The 18,208-nt window shown below is 62.5% G+C and carries 16 protein-coding genes; 10 read left to right on the top strand and 6 right to left on the bottom strand.

Annotated elements, in window-relative coordinates:
* Window positions 1-2 precede the first annotated feature (2 nt).
* From asnB to EB231_RS13910, 3 genes are all read left to right on the top strand, one after another.
* Window positions 3-2,030: an asparagine synthase (glutamine-hydrolyzing) gene (gene asnB / locus EB231_RS13920; protein WP_172349307.1), complete on the top strand. Its 2,028-nt coding sequence runs from the start codon at window positions 3-5 to the stop codon at window positions 2,028-2,030.
* Entirely contained in the window at window positions 2,020-3,576 is a 1,557-nt protein-coding gene (locus tag EB231_RS13915; protein ID WP_172349306.1) for a class I adenylate-forming enzyme family protein, read from the top strand. The genes asnB and EB231_RS13915 overlap by 11 nt, the downstream gene beginning before the upstream one ends.
* Before the next feature lie 162 nt (window positions 3,577-3,738).
* Window positions 3,739-4,005 carry an acyl carrier protein gene (locus tag EB231_RS13910; protein ID WP_172352909.1) on the top strand — a complete coding sequence of 89 codons (267 nt, stop codon included), beginning with the start codon at window positions 3,739-3,741 and terminating at the stop codon, window positions 4,003-4,005.
* A 195-nt stretch (window positions 4,006-4,200) separates the two neighbouring features.
* Here the strand turns inward: EB231_RS13910 and EB231_RS13905 are convergent, their stop codons facing one another.
* Complete coding sequence (locus EB231_RS13905) at window positions 4,201-4,893, bottom strand: N5-glutamine methyltransferase family protein (RefSeq protein WP_172349305.1); 693 nt, start codon at window positions 4,891-4,893, stop codon at window positions 4,201-4,203.
* A gap of 235 nt (window positions 4,894-5,128) precedes the next feature.
* On the opposite strand from EB231_RS13905, the gene EB231_RS13900 reads away from it, so the two are divergent.
* From EB231_RS13900 to EB231_RS13875, 6 genes are all read left to right on the top strand, one after another.
* Window positions 5,129-7,120, top strand: coding sequence for a putative bifunctional diguanylate cyclase/phosphodiesterase (locus tag EB231_RS13900; protein WP_172349304.1), 1,992 nt, complete (start codon window positions 5,129-5,131; stop codon window positions 7,118-7,120).
* A 198-nt stretch (window positions 7,121-7,318) separates the two neighbouring features.
* The gene (locus tag EB231_RS13895; protein WP_172349303.1) at window positions 7,319-8,290 is read left to right on the top strand and encodes an ornithine cyclodeaminase family protein; all 972 of its coding nucleotides are present in this window, start codon (window positions 7,319-7,321) and stop codon (window positions 8,288-8,290) included.
* 522 nt (window positions 8,291-8,812) lie between these two features.
* A complete protein-coding gene (gene dgt, locus EB231_RS13890) occupies window positions 8,813-10,330 on the top strand; it encodes a dGTP triphosphohydrolase (RefSeq protein WP_246740942.1) in 1,518 nt (505 codons plus the stop codon).
* On the top strand, window positions 10,327-11,148 hold the full coding sequence (locus EB231_RS13885) for a hypothetical protein (RefSeq protein ID WP_172349302.1): 822 nt from the start codon (window positions 10,327-10,329) through the stop codon (window positions 11,146-11,148). Before dgt ends, EB231_RS13885 begins: the two co-directional genes overlap by 4 nt.
* Window positions 11,149-11,268: 120 nt before the next feature.
* Window positions 11,269-11,940, top strand: coding sequence for a hypothetical protein (locus EB231_RS13880; RefSeq protein WP_246740941.1), 672 nt, complete (start codon window positions 11,269-11,271; stop codon window positions 11,938-11,940).
* A gap of 1 nt (window position 11,941) precedes the next feature.
* On the top strand, window positions 11,942-13,027 hold the full coding sequence (locus tag EB231_RS13875; RefSeq protein WP_172349301.1) for an ImmA/IrrE family metallo-endopeptidase: 1,086 nt from the start codon (window positions 11,942-11,944) through the stop codon (window positions 13,025-13,027).
* A 381-nt stretch (window positions 13,028-13,408) separates the two neighbouring features.
* Here the strand turns inward: EB231_RS13875 and EB231_RS13870 are convergent, their stop codons facing one another.
* The 5 genes from EB231_RS13870 to EB231_RS13850 all read right to left on the bottom strand — a co-directional run bounded on the left by EB231_RS13870 (window position 13,409) and on the right by EB231_RS13850 (window position 17,627).
* Window positions 13,409-13,654: a MoaD/ThiS family protein gene (locus EB231_RS13870; RefSeq protein WP_013894215.1), complete on the bottom strand. Its 246-nt coding sequence runs from the start codon at window positions 13,652-13,654 to the stop codon at window positions 13,409-13,411.
* 171 nt (window positions 13,655-13,825) lie between these two features.
* A complete protein-coding gene (locus EB231_RS13865) occupies window positions 13,826-16,087 on the bottom strand; it encodes a xanthine dehydrogenase family protein molybdopterin-binding subunit (protein WP_172349300.1) in 2,262 nt (753 codons plus the stop codon).
* Window positions 16,088-16,089: 2 nt separating this feature from the next.
* Window positions 16,090-16,566, bottom strand: a complete 477-nt coding sequence (locus EB231_RS13860; RefSeq protein WP_172349299.1) for a (2Fe-2S)-binding protein — start codon at window positions 16,564-16,566, stop codon at window positions 16,090-16,092.
* Entirely contained in the window at window positions 16,566-17,426 is an 861-nt protein-coding gene (locus EB231_RS13855) for an FAD binding domain-containing protein (protein ID WP_172349298.1), read from the bottom strand. Before EB231_RS13855 ends, EB231_RS13860 begins: the two co-directional genes overlap by 1 nt.
* A 24-nt stretch (window positions 17,427-17,450) precedes the next feature.
* The gene (locus EB231_RS13850; protein ID WP_172349297.1) at window positions 17,451-17,627 is read right to left on the bottom strand and encodes a hypothetical protein; all 177 of its coding nucleotides are present in this window, start codon (window positions 17,625-17,627) and stop codon (window positions 17,451-17,453) included.
* 49 nt (window positions 17,628-17,676) lie between these two features.
* Here EB231_RS13850 and EB231_RS13845 point away from each other — a divergent pair, with 49 nt between their 5' ends.
* Window positions 17,677-18,120, top strand: a complete 444-nt coding sequence (locus tag EB231_RS13845; protein ID WP_027044406.1) for an SRPBCC family protein — start codon at window positions 17,677-17,679, stop codon at window positions 18,118-18,120.
* The last annotated feature ends 88 nt before the right edge of the window (window positions 18,121-18,208 follow it).

The raw sequence follows: 18,208 nt of genomic DNA, 5'->3' as shown, positions 1-18,208 counted from the left end.
GGATGTGCGGCATCGCTGGAATAGTGGCGCTGAACGCGGCGGCGGCTTCTCCTTCGCGTGAGGCGCTGATGCGGATGGTGGGCGCGCTGGCGCATCGCGGCCCGGACGAGCACGGCCTTTACCGGGACAGACGCGCGGGGCTGGCGCATGCGCGGCTTTCCGTCGTCGATCTTTCCAACGGCCAGCAGCCGCTCGCGGACACAGGCGGCACGACCTGGATCGTGTTCAACGGCGAGATATTCAACTACGTCGAGCTGCGGGAAAAGCTGATCGCGCTCGGCCACCGCTTCCGGACCCGCGGCGACACCGAGGTCGCGCTCCATGCCTATCGTGCGTGGGGCGAAGCAGCCTTCGAGCGGATGAACGGCCAATGGGCAATCGCAATCTGGGACCCGATGGCGGGTCGTCTCGTATTGTCGCGCGACCGGTTCGGCATTTGCCCCCTGCATTTGTGCGAGCACGCGGGCCGCCTTTATTTCGCCAGCGAGGTGAAGGCCATCTTCGCGGCCGATCGAACCGTCCCTCGCGCCTTTGATCCGGCCGGCATCGATCAGACTTTCACGCTCTGGACGGTTGTTCCGCCGCAAGGGGTATTCCAGGGAATCCATGAACTCGAGCCGGGGCATGTCCGCACCTACCAGGACGGCACCGTTCGCGAGCGGGCCTTTTGGCGGCCCTCCTACCCCGAGATTTCCGGATCGCGGCAGGGCGGGTTCACCGGGTCTTGCGATGACGCGGTGGACCGCGTGCGTGACGCCCTTGTGGCCGCGACGGCGCTCAGGATGGTGCGCGCCGACGTGCCTGTCGGGTGCTACCTCTCCGGTGGACTGGACAGTTCGCTCGTGGCTGCGCTGGGAAGGCGCTTCGCCGGCGAACGCTTCCAGACCTTCTCCCTGCGTTTCGCCGACGCCGAATATGACGAGACCCGCTTCCAGCGCCTGGTTGCCGAGGCAACCGGCAGCGAGCACCATGAAGTGGTGGTTTCGCGTAGCGATATCGCCGCCATCTTTCCGGAGGTGATCCGCCACACCGAGCGCCCGATACTGCGGACCGCCCCGGCGCCGCTGTTCCTGCTCTCGCGGCTGGTGCGCGAGCGTGGCATCAAGGTCGTGCTGACCGGCGAAGGGGCTGACGAGATGTTCGCCGGCTATGACCTGTTCCGCGAAGGCAAGGTCCGCCGGTTCTGGGGCCGCCAGCCGGCATCGACACGGCGCTCGCGGCTCCTGGAACGCCTTTACCCCTACCTCACCCGCTCGCCGGTGCAACAGCAGGCGATGGCGCGCCAGTTCTTCGGGCGCAACATCCAGGCCTATGACGCGCCGGGCTTTGCCCATGACACACGCTGGCACACCACCAGCGCCATCAAGCGCCTGTTTTCCGCCGACATGCGCGCCGAGACCGAGCGCCGCGACGCCGTGTCCGAGTTGCTCGCCCGGCTACCCGCGGAGTTCCCGCGCTGGAGCCCGCTCGCGCAGGACCAGTATCTCGAGGTCCAGACGCTGATGTCGGGCTATCTGCTCTCCTCGCAAGGCGACAGGATGCTGATGGCCCACTCCGTCGAGGGGCGTTTCCCCTTCCTGGACGATGAACTTGTGAGCCTGGCGAATTCGCTTCCGGCGGCCTACAAGCTGCGCGTCCTCGACGAGAAGCACGTGCTGAAACGCGTCGCGGAACCGATCGTGCCCTCCGAGATCGTCACCCGCAAGAAGCAGCCATTCCGCGCGCCCAACGCGCTTTGCTTCGTCGCCGACGACGCACCGGAATACGTTCGCGAGGCGCTTTCGGAGACGGCGCTGCGCGAGGCCAATATCTTCGATCCGAAGGCGGTCACGCGCCTGCTCGGCAAGTGCCAGGCCAGGACCGGCGACGGCGATCTGTCCAATGCCGACAACATGGCGCTGGTCGGCGTGCTGTCGACCCAACTCCTTCATCGGCGGTTTGTCGCGAGCTGTCCCAGTGCAACTCGCGAATATGCGCTCAGCGTCGACGTCGACCGCGAACATCGGGAAGAATGCTTGCATGTTGCATGATGCCGTACCACTGCTGCATGACTACCTCGCCCACTCCGCCAGCCGGCTCGGCGGCAAGGTTGCGCTGGTGTGCAACAAGCAACGTGTCACCTATGGCGAGCTTGAGACGCGCGCCAATGCGATCGCCCGGGATCTGGCCGCGTCAGGGGTCGCGCGCGGCGACCGCGTGATGATCTTCGCCGACAACACCGTCGAGACGGTGGTGAGCTTCTGGGCGGTGCTCAAGGCGAACGCGGTGGTATGCGTCGTCAACCCGCTCACCAAGAGCGACAAGCTCGATTACCTGCTCAACGACTGCAAGCCGACGGCGCTGATCACGGACGGGCATCTGCACGCGATCTTCCGCGAGCCGGCGCGCGGCTGCCCGTCGCTTCTGCGCATGATCGTTTCCGGGTCGATCGACGACGTCGAGCTCTCCCGATTGCCGCATGCCGTGCGCTGGGACACCGCGGCCGCCGCCGACGGCCGCGCACCGCCGGCGCGGCGCTGCATCGATGTCGATCTCGCCGCCATCATCTACACCTCCGGTTCGACGGGTGAACCCAAGGGCGTGATGCTGACGCACAGAAACATGATGACCGCCTGCACGTCGATCGCCTCGTACCTTGAGCTTGGCGAGGACGAGGTGATCCTCAACGTCCTGCCCCTGGCTTTCGACTACGGCCTGTACCAGATGATCATGGCCTTCCGCACCGGCGCCCGGCTGGTGCTCGAGCGCTCGTTCGCCTTCCCGGCGCAGGTCCTTGAACTGATCAGGCAAGAGGGGGTTACGGGCTTTCCCGGCGTGCCGACCATCTTTGCGGCGCTCTCCGAGCTCAAGTCCCTCAAGGACCAGGATTTCTCACGCATTCGCTACGTCACCAACACCGCGGCCGCCTTGCCGCTCAAGCATATTCTCATGCTTCGCGAGCTGTTTTCGAGTGCACGCATCTATTCGATGTACGGCCTCACCGAATGCAAGCGTTGCACCTATCTGCCGCCAGAGGACCTCGAGCGAAAGCCGTTGAGCGTCGGGATCGCGATCCCGAACACGGAGATGTGGATTGTCGACGAACATGACAGGCGGGTCGGCCCCGGCGTCGTCGGCCAGCTCGTCATTCGCGGCGCAACGGTGATGAAGGGATATTGGGGCAAGCCCGAGGCGACGGCCAGGAAGCTCAAGCCCGGCCCGCTGCCGGGCGAGCAGGTCTTGTACACCGGCGACTACTGCCGGATGGACGCGGAGGGTTATCTCTACTTCGTCGGCCGTGGTGACGAGATCATCAAATCGCGGGGCGAGAAGGTGGCGCCGAAGGAGGTCGAGAACGTGCTCATGGATATTCCAGGGGTCCGGGAAGCCGCGGTGATCGGTGTTCCGGACGAACTCCTTGGGCAGGCGGTGAAGGCATTTGTCGTGATGGAGAATGGAAGGATCATCGGCGAAAAGCAGTTGCGGATGGAGTGCCAGAAGCGACTGGAGAACTTCATGGTCCCGAAGTCCATCGTCGTCGTGGCCAGCCTGCCGATGACGGACACCGGCAAACTCAAGAAGACGGCCCTGTCATGAGGCGGGCCACCGCATGCCGCTCGAAAGTGACCCCGATCCTGGGAGAACGACATGCATGAAAACAAGGACCTGGAAAGAGCGTCGCATGAATCCTTTTCAACGCGAGGCGCTTTGGGGGACGAAGTCGCTAGATTTTTTGAGGCCGCAACGGAGGGCGAATTCATGTTGACTACCAAGGAACGCACCGGAATCTACAGCGAGCAAATTCGCAGTTTCCTGGTTTCGAATTTCTACGTGAGCGACGCCAAGGCATTGGTGGACGACACGTCCCTGCTCGATCAGGGCATCGTCGACTCCACGGGGGTGCTCGAGATTATCGGCTTCATCGAGGAGACCTTCGGCATCATCGTCGAAGACAGCGAGCTCTTGCCTGAAAACCTCGATTCCATTCAGGGCATCGAGCAGTACATCCTGCGCAAGATGAACTGATTGCCGGCGTAGGCCTTGATGGATGTCGCCCGGAAGCGACCCCGGCTTTGGGGAAACGGCATGCTTGAAAACAAGGGCTTGAAGCGCATCGCATGAATCCGTTTCAACGCGAAGCGCCCTATCCCTTTGTTTCCACGCAATTTTGGGCGAAACCGCTTCACAGTTTTCCTGGAATTGCCCAGGCGTTCCGCGCGCTCATGCCTGCGCCCTGGCTTGTCCCAGGACCACCCGGCCCTCGCCCGCTTCGTTGGAGACGGCGCGGATGTTCTCATATGCCTTGCTGCGCTCAAGCAGGGCCATCACCTGCCGGTCCTGGCCAAGGCCGACCTCGAAGAGCAGGACGCCGCCAGGCCGCAAATATCGCGGCGCGTCCTTCACCACCCGCATATGGATGCTGAGGCCGTAAGGGCCTGCCGCGAACGCTTCACGCGGTTCGAGCTCGACCAGATGCGCGCGGTCGCCCTCGAGCCGTTTTTCTGAAATGTAGGGCGGATTGCAGACGATCACGTCGATCGTCCCTTCAAGTCCCTGGCCCGAGAGGGCGTCGAACAGATCGCCCTGATGCACCGAGACGCGGTCGGCCATGCCGTGATGGGCGGCGTTGCGTCGTGTCACCTCGACGCATCCATCGGTGAGGTCGCTCGCCCAGACGCGTGCGGCGGGCACGCGGTGGGCGATGGCACAGGCCAGATTGCCGGCGCCGCAGCACATGTCGATGATGCGCGGCGCCGGCAGGTTCATCTGATGCAAGACATCGAGAGCCGTCGCGCCGAGCAACTCCGTCTCCGGCCGGGGCACGAGCGCACCGGGCGCGACGATCAGCTCAAGTCCCATGAAGACGGCGCGGCCCGTGCCATAGGCGTCGGCGACACTGAATTCCTTGCTCATGGCGACACCACTCGCTTGATGTTCCCAGTATAGGTGTTCGGCATCCGCGCGCCAGTCAAACCTGCGCCGAGACCATGAGTTTCTCCGGCCTTTGCCGCGAAACCGGGACACGAGGTCACGGACGCTTGCTGCGATCCTCCGCCACGGCCCACCGCCGGCCTTTATTTGAGAGATACGCCGTAAACCGCTGAAATCCTTAACACGATTTTCATTCCACTGTCCTAACGAGGATGCCATGGCAGGGCATTTCGAGCGCTTGTTTGCTGGCCCCTCTCCCCAGGGGCAGAGCGAAGCCGTGGCAACCGGGATCCTCCGCGATCAGTTCGCTGATCTGCGGAAAGGCATCTTCATTTCCATGCCGATCGCCACAATGCTGTCGGCGCTGATCCTGGCCGTGCAGATGCTCTCGCATGGCGGCCTTGGCGCGGTGCTGTGGTTCGCGGTGGTCAGCATCATCAACGGCGCGCGCCTGGCGCTCGCCGCCGCCCAGCCGGACATTTCCGGGAACGGCCCCAGGCCGGTCAGCGCCCGGCTCTCCCTTTACGGCGCGTTGGCTCTGGCGTCCGGCATTGCCTGGGCTTTCCTGGCCGTGCTGGCCGACGGATACACCACCGCGCAGGCGCCGCTCTATCTGATCGTGCTGGCGGGCCTGTCGGCCGGCTCCGTCGCCTACTCGGCCTCGTACACGCCGGCGGCGATCAATTTCATGACGCTGCCGCTTCTGGTCGCCGCAGGATGCGTGCTGGCCAGGGGCGGTATCGAGAACTACGTCCTGGCTTTCACCATCGTGCTTTTCCTCGGCGGAATGGTCAGGAGCGCGCTGCTCGGGCAGGCCAGCTTCCGCGAGACGAGCCGCCTCAAATACGAGGCGCGGGAATTCGCCGCCGAGATGGACCGCAATTCCAGGCGCGATCCGCTGACGAATTTGCTCAACCGGTACGGGCTCGAGCAGGCAATCCGACAGCTCGGGCCTTCCGACGGCCCGTTCGTGACCATGCTGGTCGACCTCGACGGCTTCAAATCCGTCAACGACACCTATGGCCACAACATCGGCGACGACCTGCTGGTCAAGGTCGCGCGCAGGATCGAAAGCCATGCGCCGCAAGGCGCCACGATCGCGCGCATCGGCGGCGACGAGTTCGTGCTGCTGTTTTCCGCCGCGCGATCCGCGCATGCGGCCGGCGCGCTCGCCAGCGCGCTCATCGCGGCGATCGCGCAGCCGGATCCGGCGTTGAACTCGGTGCGCGTCGGCGCCTCGGTCGGCATCTACGTTTCGGACAATCCGCGATTGACGGAAATGCTGCTGCGGGCCGATTTCGCGCTCTATGCGGCCAAGCGCAAGGGCAGGAACGAATACTGTATCTTCGATGCCGGGCTCGACCAGGCGCTGGAGCGCAAGCATTGCATCGAGCGCGACCTGCGCGGCGCCATCGAGGCCGGCGCGCTGTGCTCATGGTTCCAGCCGCTGGTGCGCCTGGACACCAACGCGGTGGTCGGTTTCGAAGCGCTGCTGCGCTGGCAGCACCCGCTCCACGGGGCGATCTCGCCGCCCGAGATCGTCACCGCGGCGCGCGAGACCGGCCTGCTGCCGCTGCTGACCGAAACGGTGTTTCGCAATTGCTGCGCCATGATCGAGGCGCTGGCGGGGAGCGGCCGCGGCGATGTGCGGGTCGCGATGAACCTGTCGCCGCGCGAGCTCGAGGCGGGCAATGTCGACGACATGATCCTGGACATGCTGAAGGCCAGGAACCTGCCCGCGGCGATGCTGGAGATCGAGATCACCGAGGAAGCGCCGGTCGACCGCGACCGGGTCGACGAAAAGATCGGCCGCCTCGCCGACGCCAGCATATCGATCGTGCTCGACGATTTCGGCACCGGCTTTTCGACGCTGGTCGTGCTGAAGGACAGCCGCATCCGCAAGATCAAGATCGACAAGCATTTCGTGCGCGACCTGGCCAAGTCCGTGGAGGACCAGGCGCTGGTCAAGACGGTCATCGATCTCGGCCGCGCGCTGGGCATAGAGGTGATGGCCGAGGGGGTCGAGACGGACGCCGACCGCCTGATCCTGCGCTCGCTCGACTGCATGGTCGCGCAAGGCTTTCTCTTCTCGCCCGCCCTCCCCGCGCCCGAGGCGCTCGCCTATGAAGCGGCCCATTCCAGCCGGACGCTCGCGGCGGAAGCGCTCTTCGACCCCGCCGCAAGGCGCCAGAGCGGCAGCGCGGCCTGACCTTGCACACGCCGCTCGCGGCGCGAGGCTTTCGGTCCCGCGCGCATCGTGTAGTCTGATGATCTCCTAGAGCCGGATGATTTCAGGTCGAATCGACCTGAAATCTGAATCCGTCTCTAAAATCAAACAGATAGAGCATGATGTCGTCCGAAAACCGCTTCACACTTTTCGGCATCATGCTCTAGGGAACATGACAAGATGAACAATCAATCCCCGGCCGCCGAAACGCTGCCCTATCTCTCGTCGGCGGTTCTCGATCGCCTGGCGATTTCCACGCCTGACATAGTCGACGAGATCGAACGCCAGATCGCGGGCCAGCGGCGGGGCGAAGTCTGGTGCGCGCCCAAGGCCGCCGTGTGGCCGGGCGACGACCGCTACTTCATGGCCACGCTCGGCGTCGCCTCCGTGCCGCCGGTGCTGGCCACCAAGTCGCTGGTGGTGAACCCGCGCAACGCTCAGCGCGGACTGGCCACGATCAATTCGCTGATCACGCTGCTCGACGCCGAGACCGGCCTGCCGCTGGCCCTGGTCGACGGCAATTGGGTGACGGCCAAACGCACGGCGGGCCTGAGCGCCGTCGCCGCAAGGCGCATGGCCCGGAACGATTCATCATCCGTCGCCTTCATCGGCTGCGGCGTGCAAGCGCGCGGCCACCTCGAAGCCTTCGCCGACCTCTTTCCCCTACGCGAAATCCGCGCCTTCGGTCGGGGAACAAGCAATCGCGACGCGCTCTGCGAAATGGCACGCTCGCGCGGCCTCCAGGCCATCCCCAGCGACACGGCAAGGGAAGCCGTGGAAGGCGCCGACATGGTGGTGACGACGGTGACCCTGGTGCCCGAACCCGAACCGTTCCTCGACGCCAACTGGCTGAAGCCGGGCAGCTTCACCGCCATCACCGACCTCGCACTGCCCTGGCTGCCCGCAACCATGCGCCGCTTCGACCGCATCGTCGTCGACGACCTGGAACAGGAGAAGCAGATGCCCAAACCCATGGTCGACGCAGCGCTGGTCGCCGGCGACCTGACGGGCCTTGTCTGCGGCGACTTTGCCGGGCGGCAGAGCCCAGGCGAGGCCACGGCGTTCGTATTCCGGGGCATGGCCGTGGGGGATCTTGCGGTTGCGGCGCTGGCGTATGTGCGGGCGCAGGCGGCGGGGGTGATTGGGGCTTAGTGTGAGATGAGGTTTGGTCCGAACTGCGTTGGACCGAAGGTCGCGAGCGAGGTTCGCGCTTCGTTGGTCTCGACGCAGAGCGTTTCAGTGCACGCGTGGGCGGTTGGTTTCACAGCAAGATTTGGCCTGCATGATTAGGTGTTCAAGTCGCCGGACATGGGGCGCGCTGGGCGGCCTGAACCGCCACCAGTCGGAGTACGGGGTGGTAGTCGACTTCGCAAACGCTTCCAAATGGCTGCTTTGCACCTTCATGTCAGACATTCAGATTGTCGTGACAGCTTCCCCAAAGCTGCCTCCTATGTACCTGCCGGATGGGACGGATTCAGCTGGACCGCCTCTATTGACCCGCTCAGTGAGAGAACAATTGCACGTGGTGGAGCGAGCATTTCGGATGCTTTCGCTGCAGCACTCTCGTGAGGCAGAACCTATCCTTGGGCGCCCGCAACACCCATTCGGAACAAATAAAGAACACAAACGCCGTTCAAGGTATATGCTTCGATCGACCGGCGTTTGCGATTGCTTATGAATCAACATGGTTATGTGGTCCGGAAAGCTCAATCGATTGACGAATCGAGCGCGCAAGCCGAAACCATGGCCGACATCGGGGAATGGATAATGGTCGGTCTGAACTGGGATAAGCTACTCAATCCACAGCGCCGCAAGGATAAGGCCAGAGGAAAGAGCATTGAGCGCTCCGCCAAGACCGCTGAGCATCGTACCGAGCTCGAACGCGACCACGACCGTATTCTGTTCTCTACGCCTGTCAGGCGGATGCAGGACAAGACGCAGGTGTTTCCTCTCGATCCGCATGACAGTGTGCGTACCCGCCTGACCCATAGCCATGAAGTCGCCAACATGGCCCGCAGCTTTGGCACGGCCCTTGTCTACGTTTATCCTGAAGAGTTGAAACTGCCGCAGAGCGTCGTGGCGGAACGCAATGTCCCTGCCTTGCTTGAGGCTATCGGCCTTGCCCACGACCTCGGCAACCCCCCGTTCGGCCACCAAGGCGAAGACGCCATCCAGTCTTGGATGAAGGCCAGAGTTCCGGAGATATTCGAGGGATTGGACGAGGCTGCACTCAGGGAAGACTTTTTGCGTTTTGAGGGCAACGCGCAGGCATTCCGGCTCCTGACGCGACTTCAGATCGTCAACGACTCTTTCGGCCTGAACATGACATATGCCTTCCTAGCGGCGCTCATGAAGTATCCCAGCCCATCGGACAAGGTGAACAAGAAGGTCCTCGCGCGCAAGAAGTTCAACTACTTCCAATCCGAAGCCGATATCGCTGAGGAGGTGTGGGCCGAAACGGGATTAGGTGAAGGGATCCGCCATCCGCTGACCTTCATTATGGAGGCCTGTGATGACATCGCCTATTCCATCGTCGATGTGGAAGATGCTGCCAAGAAGGGCCTAGTGAATTTCGATCGGCTGGCTGGCTTCCTGGAGTTCGAAGGTGCCGGCGATGCATGCATAGAGTCGGTACTTACAAAGGCGAAGGAGCAGCACCACGAATTTCGGGCGCAATCATTGTCTGCCGCTGAACTCGACGACATCACCATGCAGATGTTTCGGGTCAACGCTATCGGTGTGATGATCGTGGCAGCGACCAAAGCCTTTGCCGAGAATCTGCCGGCAATGATGATGGGTAACTTCGACCAGGAGCTTATGGCGGCATCGGACGCAAATCGTTTGTGGTCCTGCCTAAAGAGCTTTGCCGCCAAGCATATCTATCCGCACCGACAAGTGCTCGAAGTCGAACTGCGGGGCCACCAGACGATCCACGGTCTCATGGATATCTTCTGGGCTGCGATCACCAACCGCAAGGACCCGCTCGACATCGGCTCGAAGCGTACCACGCCCTTGCACCAGTACGTCTACTCACGCATTTCGGAGAACTATCGGCGTGTTGCCGAATCTCCCGACAACCGCATGCCTATCCGATATCGTGAATTGCAACTGATGACGGACATGATGTCCGGCATGACGGATAGCTTCGCGATTTCGATGCTTGACGATTTGCGTAAGCGAGGAGCGGCATGAACGTCAGCCATCATCTGCGCGACCGAGGCCTAAGCGACGACATCGCTGAATTCATCAGAGGATCGCAGGGTTCCGAGATCGGCGCGCTGGTCGATATTCTGGGTGATGCAGGCGATAGCGCGATTTTCGGCGGGCTTCCGCGTGACTTCGCACGCGAGGGTCGTGATGCGTTCAACTCCGACGTGGACGTTGTCGTCGATGCTTCGCCGTACGTGCTCGATAGCCTGCTCCGCACGCTTGGCGGTCAGCGCAATCGCTTCGGTGGGTATAGGCTCAAATACGGTCGCTTCGACTTCGATATATGGGCGCTTCAATCAACTTGGGCCGTGAGCCACGGCTACGTGGCAGTGCACTCGTTAGGCGATCTCGTGAGGACTACGTTTTTCGACTGTGATGCGGTGATCTTTCACTGCCGAACACGGGTAATAACGCGTTCGGATCGGTTCTGGACGAGTATCGAGCACGGCATTGTCGATATCAATCTCGAGGCCAATCCTCATTATATCGGCACGCTGGCCCGAACACTGAAGATATTGCTGGATTGGCGGCAGGATCTTGGCCCCAAGCTCACGAGCTATCTGGCAGAAGGCATGGCCCGCTACAGCGGAGAGATCGTGGACTATGTGGCGCGCAATGGCCTGGGTCGCTGCCTTGCTGCCGGCAGTGATCCGCACGCCGTCATGTCAGAGCTTTACGAGCACGCAGCAATCAAATCGTTCACCGGGGGCTCTTCCCCCTTCAACTATCTCCAGTACGGACTAGGCGAGATCGACAGGCAAAATAGCTGCGAAGGGCAGGTCAAGGTCTGGTGGCGTTAGCGCTTGAGGGTCAGTCTCCGTGGCAATCGCCGGCCGAACGCACCTGGATGGCACGACGATCTTCAAAAGACTGCCGCCCCACTGGACTTCATTTTTTTTACCTGCTAGAAGGTGAAAAAAATGAAGTTGGATCTGTCAATGAGCACTGTAGCAAGCGCCGCACTCTACCAGCATCCTTTTGACGCTCGCCGTCGTCTAATGGAACTGGGCATCTCTGTTGAAGCCTTGATCAAGGCTGTACAGGCTGGGCACGTGGCCCGGTTGAATTGCACTGACAATGATCCGCCGTTTATACCCGGTACCGAGGCCTGGAGAATGGTAGTGCGCACTCTGCGGGATGAATTGGTGCCGCTTGGTTGGCGCAAGGACGATCCAAGCAACTACTCGTTGGTGATCAACGATTCAAGTGAGATCAACATTGTCGTCGCGAGTGCTGACCACCTCACCTGCAGATGGCCTGGCATGCCAAGAACAAAGTCACTCAAGGGTCTCTTTACGGAGGCGGCCGTGTTGAAGAACAGTGTGGAGGGCGATCTTTTCCCCGATACAGTGAAAGCCGATCTGCTCCGGGCTGTGACCGTCCTTAACTACAAGACGTATATGCTGCTTATAAACATTGATGATGAACAGTGCCGGGCCGAGTTGTCATTGCCGTCAGACTTCGACGACCAAATGGTGACCGATTGGGCGGAACGCATTTTCATCCCCATACCTGGTGTGGACGGCGGCGTACCGCAGAAGATAGATTACACTCCCGATATCGACGTGCCGGTGAAGCGCAAGGCCGCATAAAATGTTCAACAAATCGCGGCTGAAAGTCGCTCGTCAGCGCGCCGGGCTGACGATGCGAGAACTTGCGTCCAGAGTTGGTATTGAGCCTCGTACTGTGACCGGTTATGAGGCTGGGGAATACCTGCCGAGCGACGACGTAGCTCGGAAATTCTCGCGGGTACTCGGCTTCCCTCTCGAATTCTTCATGGCTGACGACTTGGACATTCCACTCGTGGAAGGTGTGAGTTTTCGCTCTATGAGCAAGATGACGGCTCGGCAGCGAGACGGTGCGATCGCCGCTGGCGCTGTAGCTTTCGTTCTTTCGGACTGGCTGGATGGAGAGTTTGACCTGCCGGACGCTGACCTGCCGGACATGCGAGAAGAGTTACCTCAGACTGCAGCAGCCGGGCTGCGAGACTATTGGGGCTTAGGCAACAGACCCATTAAGAACATGGTTCATTTGCTAGAGCTGAAAGGTGTTCGAGTCTTCTCCCTTGGTGAAGATGGCAAAGAGGTCGATGCGTACTCGCTGTGGCGGGGAGCGCGACCTTATGTGTTTTTGAACACCCAAAAATCTGCAGAGCGAAGCCGATTCGACGCTGCGCACGAGCTCGGGCACCTCGTGTTGCACAAGCATGCTTCGCCAAATGGCCTGGAGGCTGAAAAGCAGGCTAATGAGTTTGCCTCAGCGTTCTTGGTCCCAGAGGCGCCGCTCCGGGCTGTGGGGCGGGTTTCAGGGCTCCCAAAAGTCGTGCAATTGAAGCAAGAGTGGTCGGTATCTGTTGCTGCTATGGCTTACCGACTGCACGAGATCGGCCTCCTTACCAAATGGAACTACCAGCAGATTTTCGTCGAGATCTCTAGGCGTGGTTGGCGGACTGAAGAGCCTTTGCCAATTCGACGCGAGCAATCCCAGATCTGGCAGAAGGTGCTAAGCGAGGTTCGCCGGGATGAACAGTTGGGATTAGTCGGGTTGTCCCAGCTTCTTTGGTTGCCTGAGGCGGAGCTAGCGAAACTGTTGTTTGGTCTCGTGACAGTTGGTGTGCCGTCGGCCCCGCGGACGGAACCAATTACGCCCCCTCGTGGCCAGCTAAGGCTGGTGAAGTAATCAACTTGAACCACGATTATTTTGGTGCACCATCTACCGTGCTGAACGCAAATCGTGCGCGCCGGCGCGATCTATGATAATTTTCAGCCGCAGTTCGAACGGCGACATTGAGATGCTGAAATGTGTCCTCAGACGTTCGACATTGAGGTCGGATGCTGAACGGCAGCTAGTCCCGAATAGACACTCCATACCTACCGGTCCGTTTCTGGCCCCTACCAAGAAGTTCGAGACCTCGGTGCTAGACTAGAACCGGATGATTTCCGGTCGAATCAACCGGAAATCTGAATCCGCCTCTAAATCATAGAGATAGGGCATGATGTCTTGTGAAAACCGCTTCACACTTTTCGGCATCATGCTCTAAAAGAAGGCGGAGACACTGCTTCACCCCCCAGCCAACCGCGGCAGCAGAAAAATCTCCGCCCCGGGCGGCAGCTCCTTGCTCCACGTATCGCGATAAATCGTCCCGTCGATCGCCACCGCAATGCCGCGATCAATCCACGGCTCAAAGCCGGGATACTGTTCAGCCAGTTTCCTGAACAGTTCCCTTATATCCTTGGCCTCGACCTCGACCTTGCTCTTGCCGCCGGCGAGCTGGCCGAGCGCGCCCCAGAGGGTGACTTCGACCATCAGCGCTGCGGTGTGCTGATATTCAGGTGAGGCCGGCCTGCAAATGGCAGGTTCCTGCGCTTCCGGTGCTCACGTACTTCAAGTACGCTCCGCTCCGGTTCTCGCAACCCGCCACTTTCGGCTCGGCCTGACCTGAATCTCAACACACCTTATCCCTAGCTTCGCTCTGCCCTAGCCCCGTTCCGCCTCGATCGCCGCCAGGATGCGCGGCGGCGACATCGGGATGTGGGTCATGCGCACGCCCGCCGCGTTCGACACCGCGTTGGCGATCGCCGCCAGCGGCGGCACGATCGAGGTTTCGCCGACGCCGCGCACGCCATAGGGGTGGTTGGGGTTGGGGATTTCCAGGATCTGCGTGTCGATCATCGGCAGGTCGGAGCAAACCGGGATGCGGTAGTCGAGGAAGCCGGCGTTCTGCAGCCTTCCGTCCTTGCCGTAGATATACTCCTCGTTGAGCGCCCAGCCGATGCCTTGCGCCGCACCGCCCTGGTACTGGCCCTCGACATAGGTCGGGTGCACCGCCTTGCCGGCATCCTGCACCACCGTGTAGCGGATCACCCTGGTCGAGCCGGTCTCGGGGTCGACCTCGATGTCGCAGATATGGGTGGCGAAGGAGACGCCGGCGCCGTCGGCGACGAGCTCGCTGTGGCCGGCGATCGGCCCGCCGGTCTTGCCGGACTGCGCCGCGATCTCCTTCAGCGAAAGCTTGCCGAGATTGCCGTGCTTCTCGCCCTTGGCGACCGCGTGGCCCTGTTCCCAGACCACGTCGTCGACGGAAATGTCCCACATCTGCGCGGCGCGCTCGCGCAGGATCTTGATCGCGTTGCGGGCGGCCGAGATGGTCGCCATCGAGGAGGAGAAGGTGCCGCGGCTGCCGTCGGTCATGTCGTTGTAGCCGAGGGTGGAGGTGTCGGCGACCACCGCCTTGAGCTGGGCATAGTCGATGCCGAGCTCCTCCGCCGCCACCAGCGACAGCGACGCGCGCGACCCGCCGACATCGACCGTGCCGACGGCCAGCGACACCGAGCCGTCCATGCCGATGTTGAGGTCCACGCAGGTCTGGCCGCCGAAGTTGAACCAGAAGCCGCAGGCCATGCCCCTGCCCTGGTTCTTGCCGAGCGGCGCCTTCATGTGCGGATGGTGCTTCACCGCTTCCAGCGTCGGGCCGATGCCGATCGGTCCGTAGACCGGACCGTAGGACGAGCGTGTGCCTTCCTGGGCGGCGTTCTTGATGCGGAAGTCGACCGGGTCCATGCCGATCTCCTTGGCGAGCTCGTCGACGGCGCTTTCCACCGCGAAGGCCGCCATCGGCGCCGAGGGCGCGCGATAGGCCGCGGTCTTCGGCCGGTTGACCAGCACTTCGTAGCCGACCGTCTTGACGTTATCGAGCTTGTAGCAGGCGAACGCCGTCATGGCGCCGATCTCGGCCCAGGCGCCGGCATAGGGGCCGCAGGAATAGCGCAGCGTCGCTTCGGCGGCGGTGATGGTGCCGTCCTTGCGGGCGCCGATCTTGACGTCGATCGAGGTGGCGCTGGTCGGCCCCGAGGCGCGGAACACCTCGTCGCGTGTCATCACCAGCTTCACCGGCCGTCCGGCCTTCCGCGACAGCGCAAGCGCCACCGGCTCGGCCCAGACATGGGTCTTGCCGCCGAAGCCGCCGCCGATCTCCGAGGAGGTGACGCGCAGCTTCGAGGCTTCCATGCCAAGCAGCTGGGCGCAGTGCTGGCGATAGACGAAATGGCCCTGCGTGCAGACCCAGAGGTCGGCGGTGCCGTCGGACGAGACGCTCGCCACGCAGGCATGCGGCTCGATATAGCCCTGGTGCGTCTGCTCGGTCTTGAAGGAGCGCTCGACGATGAAGTCGGCGTGGCCGAAACCCTGGTGGACGTCGCCATGGCCGAACTGGCTGCGCTTGGTGACGTTGGAGGGTTTTACCGGCTTTTCCTCCAGCCCCTCGGTGAAGATCGTGTCGTTGATCAGCGGAGCGTGGTGCCGCATCGCCTCGTCGACATCGGTGACATGCGGCAGGATCTCGTAGTCGACCTCGATCAGCTTCAGCGCCTGCCGCGCCGTGCGGGCGTCGACGGCGGCGACCGCGGCCACCGCATGGCCGTCATAGAGCGCCTTGGTGCGCGCCATGCAATTGTCGAGGATGTCGTACATGGCGGCATCGCCGTCGGTCAGGTCGGGCAGGTCTTTCGCCGTGATCACCGCCTTCACGCCGTTCAGCTTTTCCGCCTTCGACGTGTCGATCTTCCTGATGATCGCATGCGCGTGCGGGCTGCGCAGCACGCGGCCGACCAACTGGCCGGCCATGTTGAAGTCGGCGCCGTAGCGGGCGCGGCCCGTCACCTTGTCGACGCCGTCGGGACGGATGGGGCGTGTGCCGACGGATGTGAATTTACGCCCGGAAAAACGCGGATCGAAATTCATCTTCAGGCTCCCTTCATCACATGTGCCGCGTCCTGGACGGCGCGCACGATCTTGTCATAGCCGGTGCAGCGGCACAGGTTCCCGGCGAGGCCGAAGCGGATCTCCTCCTCGCTCGGGTCGGGATTCTTGGCGAGCAAATCCTTGGCCGCGATCAAAAAACCCGGCGTGCAGATGCCGCATTGCAGGGCGGCATGCTCGAGGAATTTCTGCTGCAGCGTGTGCAGCTGGTCGCCATGCGCCATGCCCTCGACGGTCTCGATGCGCCGCCCTTCGGCCTCGGCGCCGAGCACCAGGCAGGAGCAGACCAGCCGGTTGTCGAGGATGATCGAGCAGGCGCCGCAATCGCCGGTGCCGCAGCCTTCCTTGGCGCCCGTCAGGCCGAGCCGGTCGCGCAGCACGTCGAGCAGCGTCTCGTCAGGCTGGCAGAGATATTCGATATTGTCGCCGTTGATTGTCGTCGAGACTGCTATGCCAGCCATCATTTGCCTCCTGCACGTGCATAAGCGGTCGTTGCGGCTCTCTTGGCCAGCACGCCCGCGACTTTCCGTCTGAAATCGATGGTACCGCGCTTGTCGTCGATCGGGCGGCAGGCGCCGGCGCAGACCTTGGCGAGCCGCTCCAGTGCCGCCTCGTCCAGCTTCCTGCCGATGAGCGCCTCGGCGGCCTCCTCGACCAGCAGCACCGTGGGTGCCGCGGCGCCCAGCGCCACGCGGGCGGCGGTGATGACGCCGTGTTCGTCGATCGTCAGGTTCACCCCGGCGCTGACCACGGCGATGTCCATCTCGGTGCGCGGAATGAACCTGAGATAGGCGTCGCCCGAACGCGGCGTGCGCTTGTCGAGCAGGATCGCCTCGATGATCTCGCCCTTGGCGAGCGAGGTCTTGCCCGGCCCGGTCGGCACGGCCTCAACGGGGATGGTGCGCTTGCCCGAAGGCCCGGCAACCACGGCCCTTGCACCCGCCGCCACCAGCGCCGGCACGCTGTCCGCCGCCGGCGAGGCGTTGCACAGATTGCCCGTGATTGTGCAGCGTCCCTGCACCTGCTTCGAGCCGATCAGCTTGGCCGCCTCGACCACGCCCGGCCATGCCTTCTTCAGGGCGGTGTTCTCGCCCAGCACGGCACAGGGAACGGCGGCCCCGATGCTGAAGCCGTCGGCCGTTTCGCGGATTTCGCTTAAGGACGCGATCGACTTGATGTCGACGATCAGGTCGGGCTCGACAAAGCCCCCCTTCATCCTCACCAGAAGGTCGCTGCCTCCGGCCAGGATGGCGGCCGTGCCAGCCGCTCCGGCCAGTTGGCCGACGGCATCTTCGATTGAAAGCGGACGTATGTAGCGCATCGTCTCCCCTTGGATATCGCGATTTCAGCGACCGTTATAAACACTCTCCTCATAATGGCTATCCGGTTCGTCATTTGCGACGATTGGTCCAGCCGCCGCAAAATCGAGTCCCAAATCAACCGGAATTGCCCTACGCCAAGCCTGCACGGCCGCATTGCCGCCGGTTCTCAAAAATCTGAGAGCCTGTGTCGGATCGGTCAAGCCCCGTTCGTCCTTGGGACATCGAACACGCATCATGAAAGGACACGATATGCCCGGAACCGTACGTTTGCACCGCGTTCTCACCACCAGCCCGGAGAAGGTCTATCGCGCCTTCGTCGAAGCCGACGCGCTGGCCAAGTGGCTGCCGCCGAACGGCTTCACCTGCACGGTCGATCATCTCGAGGCCAAGGTCGGCGGCACGTTCAAGATGTCCTTCCGCAACTTCACGACAGGCGGCAGCCACGCCTTTGGCGGCGAGTATCTCGAACTCGTTCCCGGCGAGCGCCTGCGCTACACCGACCGGTTCGACGACCCCAATTTGCCCGGCGAGATCCAGGTGACGGTGATCCTGAAAAAGGTCTCGGTCGGTACCGAGATCGACATCACCCAGGCCGGCATCCCCGACGTCATCCCGGTCGAGGCCTGCTATCTCGGCTGGCAGGAATCGCTGCGGAACCTGGCCAAGCTCGTCGAGCCCGAGATCAATCAATAAGGCCAGTCCGGAAAGTGCCCGCCGCCGACGGCATGCCCGTCGGCGGCGGTTGTGCATCGAGGGGCCTTGACCGCACGATCGCGGGCGT

The organism is Mesorhizobium sp. NZP2298 (assembly GCF_013170825.1).
GTDB lineage: Bacteria > Pseudomonadota > Alphaproteobacteria > Rhizobiales > Rhizobiaceae > Mesorhizobium.
The sequence above is the reverse complement of the archived record's forward strand: the minus strand, read 5'-3'. Positions and strand labels throughout refer to the sequence as shown.